Source organism: Dietzia timorensis (genome assembly GCF_001659785.1).
GTDB lineage: Bacteria > Actinomycetota > Actinomycetes > Mycobacteriales > Mycobacteriaceae > Dietzia > Dietzia timorensis.
Window position 1 is genome coordinate 2,438,773 of sequence record NZ_CP015961.1, and the last position, 14,669, is coordinate 2,453,441.

Sequence of the window (14,669 nt, forward strand, 5' to 3'; positions counted from 1 at the left end):
TGGGGCCGCATGTTATCCGGGGTCGACTCGTGGGTGAATAAGCACCCACTCGCAGTCGACCTTCCGATTGCCGCCCTACTGGCCTGCTTACTGCTTCCTCCGAGCGTTACCGCAGTCGTCGACAGCACGTGGATCGAGCCTGCGAAGCTCCTGTGCATTTTACTTTTCATAGCGGGCCACTGTGCGACCATTTTTCGTCGTCTATGGCCGTTTCGGATGTTCCTTGTCCTCGCTGCAATGTCCCTTGGCCTGCTCCTGGCTCCGGGACTGACCGGCGAAGTAGTAACGAGCTACGGAGCGCCGCTTCCACCTATCTTCTTACCCTCGTCGCTAGTGTTCGTACTGGGCCTTTACACCCTGGCAACAAGGGCGTCCGAGCGCACTTCTTTGCTGGCGCTCGCGGCATCAGGGATCGGTTTGGCGCTATTGGCCATTAGGCTTTTCATGGACGGCGCGTTCACCGCCGCCGCAAATGACGACGCGGCAGGCGCGTTTCCGTTCTTCCTTACCCACTTCGTTCCCATCGCGCTTGGAGCCACGATCGCTCCGTGGGCAGTTGGGCGGATTCGATACTTTCGCTCGAACTATCTGCGGGCGCTCGAGTCCCAGGTGCAGCTGGAATCGGAAAAGCGCAACGCCGAGGCTCGCGAACTAATTCGGGAAGAACGGGAAGCGATTGCCCGGGATATGCACGACATCGTTGCCCATTCTCTGTCCGTGATCGTCAGCCAGGCGGAAGGGGGCCGAATGATGTTGACGAAGAAGCCGCATCTCGCCCTTCCGATTCTCGAAACCGTCGCCTCGACCGGTCAGGATGCTATGAAGAGCATGCGCGAACTACTCGATGTGCTCTCGCCGACCGACGATGCCTCTCTCACGCCATCACCTTCCCTTTCGGAGTTGGACGGGCTCTTTCAGAGAGTGAGGGACGTCGGGATTCCGGTCCAGTATCAAAGTTCCGGGTTCATGGACAGCGAAAAGCGCACTCGTCCGGGCTCTGTCGAGTACGTTGCCTATCGCGTCCTACAGGAATCCATGACAAACATCATCAAACATGCGACGCATGCGAACCTGGTGAACGTGCACGTCAAGCAAGAAGAACATGCGCTCGAGATCACGGTGACCAATGACGGCGTCAGGGCGCCGGAAAATCGGACACGGGGACGTGGACTCGCAGGCATGAGGCAACGAGTGGAATCGCTAGGCGGGACCTTCGACGCCTCACCACGGAACGGCAACACGTTCGTGGTCCGCGCAACGCTTCCTCTCCGAGAGGTCGACTCATGATCAACGTGATGATCGTCGATGATCAAGCACTGGTCCGAAACGGCTTGGCGATGATCGTCGACTCTCAGGACGATCTCTCTGTCGTTGCGGAGGCCGATTCCGGAGATTCAGCACTGATCCTCGCGAAGAGACTGGCAGTCGATGTCGTTCTCATGGATGTGTGCATGCCGGGGACCGACGGAATTGAAACGACAAGCCGGCTCATCGAGAGCGAACCGTCACCTCGCGTCATCATCGTGACAACTTTTGACATAGACAAATACGTATTCGGGGCCCTTCGAGCAGGCGCGAGTGGCTTTATCGTCAAGAGTGCCAAGGCCGAAGATGTCATCGCCGCCATCAGGACGGTCCATGCGGGCGATGCGGTCATCTCTCCTAGTTCAACTAGGAGGCTTCTCGCTCAGGTGGTTCCGGATCTTCCGGGATCGGTTGAGTCGCCGGAGGTGCTCGACTCGTTGACGCCGCGCGAAGAGGAAGTGTTCATTGCAGTATCTTCGGGGGCGTCGAATACGGAGATCGCGCAACAGCTTTTCGTTTCCGAAACTACGGTCAAGACTCATGTCGGTCGATTACTACATAAACTCAACGCACGTGACCGGGTCCAGTTAGCCGTGCTCGCCTACGAGACCGGGATAGTACGTCCGGGTCACGACCGACCTCGCAGGGAATATCCTTCCGGAGGATGACCGTTCGTCTACTTCAGGACGACGCCAAGGCCGGGCGGGGCGGGGCATGATCTCCTCATGTCCACAGATTGCAAGCAACCTCGCTCGAAGCCAGCCACGTCCTCTCAACCATCGAGCTCGACTCGACGCATCCATTCGTCCGTCGATATCCTCGCCCTCACCTTGGTGTTCGTTTCCGTCATCCCTTACGGGGCGTTGAAACTCTCATGGATCTTCGGTTCGACGATCGGCCTCAAGAACGCCGCCACAATTGCCGAAGTACAGTCACAAAGAATGCTCGTGGGCAACGTAGCCACCATCGTGCTAGAGGGCGTCGCCGTTGCGCTGGCGGTGGCACTGGCGTGTCGTGCGGGAACGCGAATCCCGCCTTGGCTACTCACGTGCATCGGAGCCGGAGCTACCGGTCTCCTCGCGCCGATCCTTCTCGGGCTCCCGTTCGGCTCCCTCGTCCAGTTTCTCGTAGATGGCAACGTCGAGACGGCGGGCATGTCGAATATCTCGCCCTGGGTGTTCTTCCTCGTATACGGAGGGTTCGGCGTTCTGGCCATCGCATTGGCGCTACTTCTCTGGGGATACGTCCTGGACAGATGGCGATCATTCATCGATGCCCAGCCGCCACGCCCCGATCGCGTAGTCGTCATTATCGGCGCGCTCGGACTTCTCCCCTTTTCGGGAGTGTCGATCTGTTGGGCCCTCTTCGGGCCTGGAAGTCTCGGACCATCGAGCATGACAGCCATCTCGCAACGGTTCGTGCTGGGCATCATCGGAATCTTGATTCTCGTGTCTCTATTGGCTCCGTTGATTCGCGGCGGGGCGACAGCGGGAGCACGAGCGAAGTGGATCGGATTCTGGCTAGGGATTTCGGTGGCGATCATGCAACCGGTGGCATTCACATTGCTTGCCGATGGTGGACGGATCTCCGCCTTGAATATCTGCTTGACGGCGATCACAGTCCCCACGGCGGTGTTCTATGGTGGGGCTGTCATCACGTCGGCGATCAGAGACGGCAGGGGCGACAAGGTGGGCGCACGTTATTCGAGCCGTGCCCGAATAGTGCGCGACTGATCTTCGGTACGAGGAAGGGCCACATCCATCTACTGGATGTGGCCCTTGTGCCTATTCTCGGATTGTGGAGCTAAGGGGAATCGAACCCCTGACCTTCTCGATGCGAACGAGACGCGCTACCAACTGCGCTATAGCCCCTCGCCGGAGAACGGTTTCCCGCCCTCTCAAGCAGCGTCCATCATAGTAACACCCCTGCCCGAGAGGACCGGAAATCGCCCTCCCCGGATGCGTTATACGGCGCGTCGGCTCGCGGCCCTCGGCTCGCGTTCGCTGCGCTGCGCGCGGGCCCGTTCGCGGCCGCCGAGCTCGCGCTCCTGCGCGACCGCCGCGCGCGAAGACTCGAGGTGATCGAAAATCGGATCCTCGTCGTCGACCTCGAGGACGACCGAGCCCGGGCGCCGTAGCCGCTGCGGAACAACCGACAGCTCGACGTCATGCCGCGATTCGACGCCGAGGCGCGCACGGCGCAGACGCTCGATCCGGCGTGCCCGCAGGCGCTGCTCCATGCGCACCTGCTTGCGCAGGAACCATAGGTAGGTACCCAGAAGCACGGCGCCGATCGCGGTCACGGCCCACAGGTGCGGGGTCACGATAAGCGAGAGCACCGCGAACAGGATCACGAAAGCGAGCAGGCCGAGGGTCGTACGTTGACGGCGGACGGCACGTCCTGCGGCGGCCTCCCGGTCCGCGCGCGGATCGTACACGCCACGGCCGCGACGCCTTTCGACGAAGTCGTAGTCGGCATCATCGAGTTCGGGCTCTGCCGGCCGGTCCGCTTCGCGCGCAGCGGCGCGCGCGGCAGATGCCGCTTCGTGGCGCTCGCGCAGCGACTGCGGACGCTCGCTCTTCGCCGAGGCGGGTTCGGTGTCCTTGTCGAAGACCTCTCCGTCGACGACGAACGTCTCGGAGTCGGCCTTCGGTTCTGCGTGCGACGCGCCGGAGACCTGCGCTGTCGCGGGCTCGGATTCCGGCAGCTCGTCCGCGGCGGATGCCGCCTCGCTTTCGGAACTGAACGTCGCCGTGACCTCCACGCGGGAGCGTTCGGCGGCAGAGACCTCGTTCGGCCCGACGGTGACCCTGCCGGCGGTCACCTCGGCATCGGACTCGGGAACGGCAGAGGACTCCTTCTCCTCGGCCCGAGCGAGCGAGGCGATCTGCTCACGCGAGGTCGGCTCGGCGGCGGGAGCAGCACCTGCCGACACGACCCGCTCCGGGGCCGCTTCGCGCGTGTCGATGGCGCGGCGCAGACGCAGCGCGCGGTTGTCGGCGACGTGGCGCGCGTGGTCCTCCTCAATGCGCGCGAGCCACGAGTCCGCTTCGACGAGCTCGGCGTCCGTGGAGCCCTCGCCCGACGGCATGCCGAACAGCTCGGTGTCGAGGTTCTCGTCCTCCGCGACCACGGCCACACGGCCGCGGCGGGGCTGGAGCTTGCGACCGCCGCCGGCGTGCAGCGTGCGGGTCTGGGCGAGACCGTCGCCGGCGCGGCGGATGGGCTTGCGTGCGCGAATCGCCATCGGCGCAAGCACGAACAGCCACACCGCGACCAGCACGACGATGAGGAGCGAGCTCGACATGTAAAGCCTTCCCTAGTGGGTTCTTGCTTTGTGCATCCGATTCGGATGCGACGTTGACCCAACGCTAGAAGCTGTTCGCCCGGTATCTATGCAGGCACGCCGCGCCCGAGAGAGGAAAGTCACCCTTATTTTTTCCTGGGTTCGTCACGGGCGGTTTGCGTGCCCATAGCGCAGGGATTTACCGGCGATGAACTCGGGGCGAAGAAAACAATCTTTACTTCGCGTAAGCGGCGCGGCCGCTGATCACTAGATCCTTGACGACGGGCATAACCCTCTCCGAGTCGAGCGCGGCGAAGAGGAGATGGTCCCTGCGCGCCCCTCCGATACGAAGGTAATTGCGGAGCCGCCCCTCCTCGAGGAATCCGGCGCGCCGCAGCACCGCGAGCGAGGCGAGGTTATCGGGCTTAACGGTGGCCTCGAGACGCTGTACGCGCACCGCATCGAAGGCGATATCCACGGCGAGCGCTACCGCCGCCGAGCCGATCCCGGATCCGGTGTACTCGTGCCCGAGCCAGTAACCGAGCCACGCCGACTGGTTGGCCCCGCGCACGATCCCGCCGATCGTCGCCTCCCCCGCGAAGCGCCCGTCGACGTCTATCACCATGGGCAGCGCCGTGCCGGCCTTGCGGGATTCGCGTTGCGCGCGAACGATCCGTTTCCAACGCTTTGGCTGGTAGGCGGTGTCCCATTGCTCGGTGATCTGCGGCTCCCACGGCTCGAGGTGCGCGCGCCCCGCGCGGCGCAGCCGCGCCCACTGCGCTGCGTCTTTCCTCGACGGTTCGCGCAGATGGACCCGCGCTCCCCCGACGATCAAGGTCGCGCTCGGCAGCGGCATGGCCTTACCCATGACGTCGGACGAAGGATTTCCCAGGACTCCGCCGCTCACGGGTTCCCTCGCCCCGGAGAGCCTGCGTTCGGCATCCACCTGGCGCCGCCTCCCCTATCCACGCTGAGCCAGGAACATGACCTCGACCTCTTCACCGGCGCGCACATGCACGGTCTCCTCGGGAATCGATACGAGGCAGTTGGCCTCGGCGAGCGCCGCAAGTAGGTGCGTGGAGGCGCCGTCGGCGCCGCCGAAGGCGCGGACGAGATACTGGCCGGTCTCGTCGTCACGCATGAGCTGACCGCGCAGGTATCCGTGCCGACCCTCTACGGACGTAATGGGCGCGATGGTCCGTGCGAGCACCGTGCGCCGCGCCGACTGGCGTTTGCCGAGCGAGATGCGCACCAGTGGCCGGACCATGACTTCGAACACCACGAGCGCACTCGCGGCGTTGGTGGGCAGTAGGAACGTGGGGACCTCGTCGCGGCCGAGGCGCCCGAAGCCCTGCACCGAACCGGGATGCATCGCCGCGCGGTAGAGGTCGAGGTTGCCGAACTCGCGGATCACCTGGCGGGCGCGCGAGGTGGCCTCGCCGCCGACGGCCCCGGAGATCACCACGATTTCCGAGCGCATGAGTTGTTCTGCGAGCACCTCGCGGAAACGAGAGGGCTCCGTGGAGACGATGCCGACGCGGTGCACATCGGCACCGGCGTCCTGCGCGGCCGCGGCCAGCGCGTAGCTGGTCACGTCATACACCTGGCCCGGGGCGGTCTCGCGGTCGATGTCTACGAGCTCGTCGCCGATGGAGATGATCGCCACGCGCGGCTTCGGGTGCACGAGCACCCGCGAGCGACCGACTGATGCCAGCAGCCCGACCTGCGCGGAGCCGATAACGGCGCCTTGGCGCACGGCGACATCGCCGGGCTGAACGTCGTCTCCGACGCGGCGCACGAACTGCCCCGAGAGCACGCGGCGCCGTACATCGATCTCCAGGCCCCGGTCACCCTGGCGTTCGGTGGCCCAATTGAGCGGCAACACCGCGTCCGCGATGGTCGGCAGCGGCGCACCGGTGTCGACGCGCACGCACTGCAGCGCGCTCATCCCGCCTGCCGCAGCGGAACCGGCCATCGTCTGCCCCACGACCGAGAGCGCGCGCTGTTCCGCACCGCCGGCGAGGGGCCGGTTCGCCCGGCCGTCCTCGGATGCCCCGCCTTCCCCATCGAGGTCGTCGGCCGGTTCCTCGTCCGTCCGGTCTTCGCGATCTGCGCCGGGCTCCTGGGGATCACCGTCTCCGCCGTCATCGGCAGCGGGGTCGTGCCGCACGGCCGCAGGCTGCGGCGGCACGAGGTCGACCGACCGGACCGCATATCCGTCGATCGCGGCCTGGTCGAAGGATGGCAACGCGCGCTCGGCGACCACTTCCTCTGCGCACAGCAGGCCGAGGGCATCGAAGATTCCCACGCGCACGGGGCGCGGGCTCATGGCGGCGGCGGTTACCTCCGCAAGCTGGTCTGCGACCGAACGCATGTGTCGTCCTCGTCTTCGTCCTGTTGGTCGGTGTCGGTGGCCGGATCCGGCCGGTGCGCGGGCGGGAGCGTCCTAGGTGTCCAGGCGGGATCCGAGCCACGCGCGCAGGTCGGCGCCGTAGGCGTCGGACTGCAGCGCGAAATCGACGCACGCCTTGATGTATCCGCCCGGGTTGCCGAGGTCGTGGCGAGTGCCGTCATGCACAACAACGTGGACCGGGTGTCCGTCGTCGATGAGCTTGGCGATGGCATCGGTGACCTGGTACTCACCGCCCGCGCCCGGCTCGATGGCCCGCAGCGCGTCGAAAATCGCGCGGTCGAGTAGGTAACGCCCCGCCGCCGCGAGGTTCGAGGGTGCGTCTTCGCGGGCCGGCTTTTCCACCATGCCCGTCACGCGTTTGACGGAAGGGTTGTCGGTGTCTTCGGTCGCGAAGACGCCGTACGAGGAGACCTCCTCGCCGGGGACCTCGAACGCGCACAACACGGTGCCGCCGAACTCGGCGCGTACATCCGACATTCGCTCGAGCACACCCATCGGCAGTACGAGATCGTCGGGCAGCAGCACCGCGATCGCCTGCTCCTCGGGATCAAGGATCTGCTCGACCTGCCCGATCGCATGACCGAGACCGAGCGGGCGCTCCTGGCGGACGGACTCGACCTCGATCAACCCGGGCGCGCGCTTGACCTTGTGCAACAGCACGTCCTTGCCACGCCGTTCCAAGGTGCCCTCAAGCGTCGGATCTTCGGAAAAGTGGGCCATCACACCGACCTTGCGTTCGGAGGTGATGATCGCCAGACGATGCGCGCCCGCTGCCGCCGCTTCCTCGGCGATGAGCTCGATACCGGGGGTGTCGACGACCGGGAGAAGCTCCTTGGGCACCGTTTTCGTCGCAGGCAGGAACCGCGTGCCGAGGCCGGCCGCCGGCACCACCGCCGTTGCGAACTGGGCGTTTCCGGATGGAAGATCCGTTGAAGTCATGGCGTCAGCATAACTATTTGCCGCCCGTCGCCCATTCAGGCGCGCGGATTTTTCCCGCCACTTGCCCACCGCTGCTCGTCGCGGGCTTAGGCTCGGAGTCGTGAATGGTTCGCCAAGCCGGGCAGATTCGGCGCTCCTTGCCGCAAAGAAGACGGTGCGCGCCGCGGTCGCCGAACGTCGTACGGGGATGACGCCGCAGCTCCGCTCCGCACATGACGCCGCGATTCGCCGGCACCTCATCGAATTCGTCGGAACCCTTCGCCTGCCTGCGACGATCTGCGCCTATCTCCCCACCTTCGGCGAGGCCGGCGGCACCTCCCTCCCGTCGACGCTCGCGGCCGCCGGCGCCCGCGTTCTTCTCCCGGTGGCCGGCGAACCCGGCCCACTGGACTGGGCGGAGTTCCACTCCGTGTCCGAGCTGCGCCCGGGGCGATTCGGGATCGGCGAGCCCTCGGGGCCGCGGCTCGGCCCGGAGGCCATCGCGGACGCCGACATCGTCGTCGTGCCCGCCGTCGCGGTGAGCGCGACCGGATTGCGCCTCGGCCGGGGCGGCGGCTACTACGACCAGACGCTCCCCGCCGCGCGCCCCGATGCCCGCTTGGTCTGTGTTCTCGACTCGGCCGACGTCCTCGAAAGCGTCCCCACCGAGCCTCACGACCGCTCCGTCGACGCCGTGATCACCGAAGAAGGCGTGCGCCGATTTCCCGCCGGCCGCTAGGGGGGAATAAAATCTCCCACGGTTCGTTTCTCGTCGGAGCGTAGGGTTCTCCGCGGATCCACGCACCACACGAGATCTCAGGAAAGCAGGGGTTGACCTCACCATGCCGATGTATTCGTACAAGTGCCGCGACTGCGAGACGGCGTTCGACATCCGCCAGGAGTTCAGCGACTCCTCGCTCACCGAATGCCCGAACTGCGGCGGCTCCCTGCGCAAGCTGTTCAATTCGGTCGGCATCACCTTCAAGGGTTCGGGCTTCTACCGCAACGACAGCCGCGCCGCATCGAGCTCGAATTCCGGCTCCTCGTCGGGATCCACCTCTGACGGCGGAGGCGCTTCGTCCTCGTCGTCATCCGATTCCGCATCGTCCTCCAAGGACTCGAAGAGCGCGAACGCCGCCGGCGGTTCCGGTTCCGCCGGTGCCACATCGTCGAAATCCACGACGAGCTCGACTTCGGGTTCCTAACGGCCCCGACACCCGCCATCGCCAGGCGCACCGGCAGTCCACAGGCCTTCGGTTATCCACAGCGGTTGATTTCTATGTCGTTCTGCCATCCTTCGGGGCAGGGGTAGCTACATACAGTCGCAGGCGAGCGCGCCCCGCGCGTTCGGTCCAGCTCCCCAACCGAAGGTGTCTTTCCCGTGCCTATTTCCGGCCCCGTCCGCGCGCCCGCTTCCGGCCGGGGCAACCTCGCGCGATTCCCAGGACCTCGCCCCGGCGCACCTGCAACTTCTCCCTTTGGGGCTCTCGAAGCGTGGCGCTCTCGGCGCCGCCTGCGCTCCATCGGCGCGCTCCTGCTGGTTCTACTCGCGGCCGCGCTGTTCGTCCGCGACCGTATGGGCACCACCACAGTCCTCGTTGCCACTACAGACCTCGTCGAGGGCCACCAGTTAGCCATGTCCGACGTGAGAGAAGTCGAGGCGCAGGTCTCGGTGGTTCCATCCTCCGCGCTTCTGTCGTGGTCAGAAGTCGAGGGGCAGGTACTCGCATCCCCGATGGGCGCGGGCGAAATCCTCAGCTCGTCTCGCGTCGACGTACCGTCTGACCACACCTCCGACGAACTCCGCACGGTTTCCGTTCCGGTACCCGACAAAGGCACGCTCGCCCTGCTGCATCCGGGGGCAGTGGTCGATATTTTTTCGGCAACACCCGAGCCGGGTTCGCAGACGACTCGCGCCCTCGCCGCTGGGGCGAAAGTGAAGGAAGTTCCGCGTGATTCTCGTGGTGAATCCGCTGGTACGGTAGCCATTCAGGTACCCACCGGAGATGCTCCGGCCGTCGCAGCAGCAGCCGTCGAGAGTCCGGTGATCCTCGTCCTAGCGGAGTGAGACGCTGAGAGAAACCTTGTTTAAGTAGGTATTTTTCCTAGCCCATCGAGGCAGGATCTTGATAATGTCCCGTGCGATAGGTTAATTCGGTGCAAAGCGCCCCGTTCCGGGCTGCTTCGCTTCAATGGAGGAGAGTCATGCTCAAGGGCTTCAAGGAATTCATCATGCAGGGCAACGTCATCGACCTTGCCGTTGCAGTCGTTATCGGCGGTGCATTCACCGCTATCGTTACCGCTTTCACCGAGGGCATCGTCAATCCGCTCGTCGCGCTTCTCGGCGGCAACAGCGAAGTCGGCTTCGGCTACCAGATCCTCGAGAACAACCCGGAGACCACGCTCCAGTTCGGCGCGGTCATCACCGCAGCCATCAACTTCCTGCTCATCGCCGCCGTTGTGTACTTCATCCTCGTCGCTCCGATGAACAAGATGAAGGAGCGCATGGCCAAGGACGACGGCGTCGAGGCTCCGGCCACCGACAACGAACTGCTCACCGAGATCCGCGACCTGCTCGCCGGTCGCCCGCTGGCTCACCCGAAGGACCCGAACGCTCCGCAGAACCAGGAGTAGTTCGGACGTACACGGCGGGAAGAGTCTTCCCGCTCAGCCCGCCGACGGGACAACGCCCTCCTCATCCACCGTGATGAGGAGGGCGTTGTTCGTTGTAGTGACTCGCACTGAAGCCGCCGCCACCGGAACTCCCCTGTCCCGGGTACATGCTGCGGAAAACGCTATCGAGACGAGCCTTCTTGCGCGCCCGTTCCCGGGCCGCCTCACCGCCCCCTTCGGGGCCAGCCGCATCCGGCGCCGAATCGGTCGGCGTCTCTTTACCGGACATCGTCAGAACTTTCTAGTTGCGGGAGAAGTCCATGTCGGCCTCGTCGAAGTCGGCGCTGTCTCCGAGCTCGGCGAGCACGTCGTCGTCGAATTCGTCGAAGTCGGCCGACAGCTCGTTGACCACGAAGGCGACGAGCGGGGCAACGGTGGACATGCCGTCGCGAACCGCCGCGCGGGAGGAGGCGATATTGACGATCACCGTGCTGCCGGAAATCCCGGCGACGCCGCGCGAGGTCACCGCGTCCATCACCGAAGCGCCGATCGCGGAGAAGCGAATCGCCTGTTCGATACCGAGCAGGCGCTTGTCGAGGATCTCCTCGGTCGCCTCGGGCGTGACATCGCGCAGCCCGGCGCCGGTGCCACCGAGGGTGATCACCGCATCGACGCCGCCCACGACGGCCGTCTCCAGCGCGTGACGAATCTCGTCGACATCGCTGCGAACTCCGACAACCGCGTCGACGATGAACCCGTCCTCGGCGAGAAGTTCAGAAACCAAGGCACCGATGGTGTCGGGATGAGCATCGACCTCATCGTCGATAACCACAACGAGCGCCCTTCCGGCATGTGCCTTGTCCTCATTCATGGCCGTCACGTTATCACCCCGGTCCGACCAATCGGCAGGCTCGGGCAACATTCTCAGCCGATCCGAACCCTGCCCCAAGACTCCCCCGGACCCCACCGGCTCCGGGCCGTCACCGTACGGATCTTGTGGCCAAGCCACATCTCCCGATATTCTGGGTCCTCTTAGGAACCTTAGCTAAGGCTGACCTATACTTTTGGATGGCATACGTTCATTCATTCCCACTCCCCACTCTCACCGAGGAGAACCCAGTGAATTCCACTTTCGGTAGGCGCAAGAAACTCCTTGCTTCATTCGGCATCGCGGTCGTCGCCGCAGCCGGCCTCACGGCATGTTCGCGCGGCGAAGGTGGCGAGGAATCGAGCGCCGAAGGTTCGGGTGCCGACACCTCCTCGGTGGCCGCGCTCGGTTTCGGCGACGCCGACACGCTCCTCGCCCTGGGCATCCAGCCCACCGTGGTCGCTCCGTTCACGCCCACCGATGTCAACGACAAGGGCGTGGGTCCATGGTCCGAGGACCTGTTCACCGGGCCCGCTCCTGTCGTCGTGCAAAACCTCGGCCAGGGAATGACGGCAGAAGCCGTCGAGCAGATCTCAAGTGCCAACCCAACGCAGATCGTCGCGATCAACCAGGCAGTCGACGACCAGGCGAAGAAGGACCTCGAGGCCATCGCCCCGGTCGCGACCCACTCGGACGAATACGACGATTGGTCGATCCCGTGGGACGTTCAGGTTCGCGAGGTAGCCGAGGCAGTCGACAAGTCCGAAGAAGGCGACAAGCTCATCGAGGACACCAAGAAGGCGTTCGAGGACTACCGCAACGCACATCCCGAGATCGAGGGACAGAAGGCAGCGATCGCGCTTCCTTACGAAGGGCGCCTGGGCATCTACACCGAGGGCGACGGGCGCGGCGCCTTCCTTACCGAGCTCGGTTACGAGATCCCGGACGACCTGCAGGCCGCGGACGAGGGCTCGTTCTTCATGGACCTGTCCCCTGAGAAGTACAGCATGCTCGACGAGCTCGACGTTCTCTACATCCTCGAGTACGAGGGACAGGAGAACGAGGTCCGTGACAACGAAGCGTTCAAGAACCTCAACGTCGTCAAGGACGACAAGGTCCGTTACCTCAAGCAGGAAGTCGGCAATGCCATGAGCATGCCGAACCCCGTGACGATCCCGTGGGCTCTCGACAAGTTCGCAGAGTAACTAATTGACTTCTCGGACGACAACCGCGACGCGGCCCATCACTCGATGGGCCGCTTTCGTCGCGCTCCTGGCCGGACTTCTCCTCCTCTCCGCCATAGCCTCGCTGCTACTTGGCGCGCGCGCGATCCCGTTAGGCGATCTCTGGACGGTCCTCACACAAGGGCCGGGGGTCGGTTCCGATGAAGGCACTGTGGTCTGGGGCCTTCGCTTTCCGCGCACGGTGCTCGCTGCCGCGGCCGGCGCGAGCTTGGCGGTCGCCGGGGCCTTTGCACAGTCGTGGACCAGAAATCCTCTCGCGGACCCTGGGATCATCGGCCTCACCGCCGGCGCATCGTTCTTCGTCGCCATCTTCTTCACGCTCGGCCTATCGAGCAGCGCGTGGACTGCTGTGGCCGCGATCATCGGGGCCGCGATCACCGCGGCGGTTGTCGTGGCGGCCACGCGCAAGGCGAAGGATTCCCTCACGCTCATCCTCGTCGGCGTAGGACTGTCATGGGCGTTGACGTCTGCAGCGACGCTCCTCGCCCTGCAGTCGGACCGCATATTCGATGGGATGCGCCAGTGGAACGTCGGCTCGACAGTAGGCAAGGACGGCGGCGACATCACCATCGCGGTGGCGGGATTGGTTATCGGCCTCATCCTCGCCTCGCTCACCTGTCGTCCCATGGATATCCTCGCGCTCGGAGATGACGCAGCGTCGGGCTTGGGTAGTTCGCCGAATACCACTCGAGCGCTTGCGGGCTTGGTCGTGGTGACCTTCGCCGGAATGGCGACAGCCGCAGTCGGCCCTATAGTCTTCGTCGGTTTCGCCGCGCCCCACCTGGTGCGACCGTTCACAGGCCCGACGCTGTCGCGCATGTATATACCGGTCGCTTTCGCAGGGGCGATCTTGACTGTCGTTGCCGACATCATCGGGCGCCTCGTCATGCGGCCAGGCGAACTCGAAGTCTCCATCGTTCTCGCCATTGTCGGGGCGCCGTTCCTCATCGCAGCCGTAGTGAAGGGAATCGCCAAATGACGACGGACGTCGCCGCCATCCCGGTCAAGCAGCCGCGTTCCACCCGCACCTACGCTCTCGCCGCGACCGCCGCATTCGTAGCGATCACGGCCGTCGCCTATGTCCTTCTACTCGGCACCGGCCCGACGCAGCTATCACCGCTAGAAGTCATCGAGGTCCTCACCGGTGGCGGCTCTCGCCAGGCGATCAACATCGTCTGGGATCTGCGACTTCCCGTTGCCATCGTCACCGTCATCGTCGGCGCGGCCCTCGGCCTGGCAGGCTCGTGGACCATTACCATGACCCGAAACCCTCTCGCCTCCCCAGATTTTCTCGGCATATCGGGCGGCGCCTCGGTCATGGTCGTAGCCGGTACGGCGTTCATCGGCCCGAGCCTATCCCTCGGCTTCTCCGGATTCTGGGCCCGTGCCGGACTCGCACTTGTCGGCTCGCTCACCGTCCTTGTTCTTCTTATGGTCCTAGGTGGCTTCGGGTCGTCGCGCCGCGTCGTACTCATCGGCTTCTCGCTGTCGCTGATGTTCCAATCGGCCGTGTCCTACATGTTGCTTCGTGCCGATATCAACAGTGCGTCGCAGGCACAGCTATGGATCGCCGGTTCGACGGGAATGGTGAGAAGCGACACCGTCGTCCCCCTAGTCCTCGGGATCCTCCCGTTCCTCATCATCGCCGGGTTCGTCGGGCACCAGGTCAAGTATCTTGCTCACGACGACGACACCGGCTTAACCCTTGGAATCGACGTCAACCGGGTACGTACGATCCTGCTCATTTGTGCCACGGGACTCGTCGCCGTCACCGTCGCCGTCGTTGGCCCCATCGTGTTCGTCGCGCTCGTCGCGCCGCACCTCGCCAGGATTGTCGCTCGCACGCCGACACCCACACAGTGGTGCTCCGCGGCCTCTGGCGCAGCGATCTTGTCAACGTGCTCCGTGATCTCGGGGCTGCTCCGAGTGAGCGTGCCTGCTGGGCTTATGACCAGCATTTTCGGCGGTACTGCACTCGTGTTTTTGACCATTGTCGGACTGCGTAAGACCTCGGCTTAGAAA

15 protein-coding genes and 1 tRNA gene are annotated in these 14,669 nt (G+C 64.6%); 10 read left to right on the top strand and 6 right to left on the bottom strand.

The features are described 5' to 3' along the window. The first annotated feature begins 9 nt into the window (after nucleotides 1-9). The 3 genes from BJL86_RS11250 to BJL86_RS11260 are packed head-to-tail and all read left to right on the top strand — an operon-like array spanning nucleotide 10 to nucleotide 3,038. Nucleotides 10-1,287: a sensor histidine kinase gene (locus BJL86_RS11250; RefSeq protein WP_067476237.1), complete on the top strand. Its 1,278-nt coding sequence runs from the start codon at nucleotides 10-12 to the stop codon at nucleotides 1,285-1,287. Continuing rightward, nucleotides 1,284-1,973: a response regulator gene (locus BJL86_RS11255; RefSeq protein WP_067476240.1), complete on the top strand. Its 690-nt coding sequence runs from the start codon at nucleotides 1,284-1,286 to the stop codon at nucleotides 1,971-1,973. Before BJL86_RS11250 ends, BJL86_RS11255 begins: the two co-directional genes overlap by 4 nt. Nucleotides 1,974-2,030: 57 nt before the next feature. Continuing rightward, the gene (locus tag BJL86_RS11260; RefSeq protein ID WP_156515379.1) at nucleotides 2,031-3,038 is read left to right on the top strand and encodes a hypothetical protein; all 1,008 of its coding nucleotides are present in this window, start codon (nucleotides 2,031-2,033) and stop codon (nucleotides 3,036-3,038) included. A gap of 65 nt (nucleotides 3,039-3,103) precedes the next feature. Here BJL86_RS11260 and BJL86_RS11265 read toward each other — a convergent pair. The 5 genes from BJL86_RS11265 to BJL86_RS11285 all read right to left on the bottom strand — a co-directional run bounded on the left by BJL86_RS11265 (nucleotide 3,104) and on the right by BJL86_RS11285 (nucleotide 7,943). Further along, nucleotides 3,104-3,176: transfer RNA gene (locus BJL86_RS11265), tRNA-Ala, on the bottom strand. Nucleotides 3,177-3,268: 92 nt separating this feature from the next. After that, nucleotides 3,269-4,612: a divisome protein SepX/GlpR gene (sepX, locus tag BJL86_RS11270; RefSeq protein ID WP_075844976.1), complete on the bottom strand. Its 1,344-nt coding sequence runs from the start codon at nucleotides 4,610-4,612 to the stop codon at nucleotides 3,269-3,271. 214 nt (nucleotides 4,613-4,826) lie between these two features. Beyond that, nucleotides 4,827-5,498, bottom strand: a complete 672-nt coding sequence (locus BJL86_RS11275) for a GNAT family N-acetyltransferase (protein ID WP_156515380.1) — start codon at nucleotides 5,496-5,498, stop codon at nucleotides 4,827-4,829. A 54-nt stretch (nucleotides 5,499-5,552) separates the two neighbouring features. Next, nucleotides 5,553-6,965: a molybdotransferase-like divisome protein Glp gene (gene glp / locus BJL86_RS11280; protein WP_067476250.1), complete on the bottom strand. Its 1,413-nt coding sequence runs from the start codon at nucleotides 6,963-6,965 to the stop codon at nucleotides 5,553-5,555. Nucleotides 6,966-7,037: 72 nt separating this feature from the next. Next, nucleotides 7,038-7,943 (bottom strand): UTP--glucose-1-phosphate uridylyltransferase, encoded by a 906-nt coding sequence (locus BJL86_RS11285; RefSeq protein WP_067476253.1) that lies wholly within the window; start codon nucleotides 7,941-7,943, stop codon nucleotides 7,038-7,040. Nucleotides 7,944-8,043: 100 nt separating this feature from the next. On the opposite strand from BJL86_RS11285, the gene BJL86_RS11290 reads away from it, so the two are divergent. From BJL86_RS11290 to mscL, 4 genes are all read left to right on the top strand, one after another. Beyond that, on the top strand, nucleotides 8,044-8,661 hold the full coding sequence (locus tag BJL86_RS11290; protein ID WP_067476256.1) for a 5-formyltetrahydrofolate cyclo-ligase: 618 nt from the start codon (nucleotides 8,044-8,046) through the stop codon (nucleotides 8,659-8,661). A 103-nt stretch (nucleotides 8,662-8,764) separates the two neighbouring features. Further along, complete coding sequence (locus BJL86_RS11295) at nucleotides 8,765-9,127, top strand: FmdB family zinc ribbon protein (protein ID WP_067476258.1); 363 nt, start codon at nucleotides 8,765-8,767, stop codon at nucleotides 9,125-9,127. A 176-nt stretch (nucleotides 9,128-9,303) separates the two neighbouring features. After that, a complete protein-coding gene (locus BJL86_RS11300; protein ID WP_067476260.1) occupies nucleotides 9,304-9,990 on the top strand; it encodes an SAF domain-containing protein in 687 nt (228 codons plus the stop codon). Between the two features lie 137 nt (nucleotides 9,991-10,127). After that, entirely contained in the window at nucleotides 10,128-10,556 is a 429-nt protein-coding gene (gene mscL, locus BJL86_RS11305; protein WP_067476262.1) for a large conductance mechanosensitive channel protein MscL, read from the top strand. A gap of 280 nt (nucleotides 10,557-10,836) precedes the next feature. On the opposite strand, the gene BJL86_RS11310 is transcribed toward mscL, so the two are convergent. After that, nucleotides 10,837-11,406 (bottom strand): MogA/MoaB family molybdenum cofactor biosynthesis protein, encoded by a 570-nt coding sequence (locus BJL86_RS11310; RefSeq protein ID WP_075844977.1) that lies wholly within the window; start codon nucleotides 11,404-11,406, stop codon nucleotides 10,837-10,839. Between the two features lie 248 nt (nucleotides 11,407-11,654). Here BJL86_RS11310 and BJL86_RS11315 point away from each other — a divergent pair, with 248 nt between their 5' ends. From BJL86_RS11315 to BJL86_RS11325, 3 genes are read left to right on the top strand one after another with little or no spacing between them, the layout of a single operon-like run. Next, the gene (locus tag BJL86_RS11315) at nucleotides 11,655-12,608 is read left to right on the top strand and encodes an ABC transporter substrate-binding protein (protein ID WP_067476273.1); all 954 of its coding nucleotides are present in this window, start codon (nucleotides 11,655-11,657) and stop codon (nucleotides 12,606-12,608) included. A 4-nt stretch (nucleotides 12,609-12,612) separates the two neighbouring features. After that, nucleotides 12,613-13,626 carry a FecCD family ABC transporter permease gene (locus BJL86_RS11320; protein WP_231887257.1) on the top strand — a complete coding sequence of 338 codons (1,014 nt, stop codon included), beginning with the start codon at nucleotides 12,613-12,615 and terminating at the stop codon, nucleotides 13,624-13,626. Further along, the gene (locus BJL86_RS11325) at nucleotides 13,623-14,666 is read left to right on the top strand and encodes a FecCD family ABC transporter permease (RefSeq protein ID WP_067476276.1); all 1,044 of its coding nucleotides are present in this window, start codon (nucleotides 13,623-13,625) and stop codon (nucleotides 14,664-14,666) included. Before BJL86_RS11320 ends, BJL86_RS11325 begins: the two co-directional genes overlap by 4 nt. Nucleotides 14,667-14,669 lie beyond the last annotated feature (3 nt).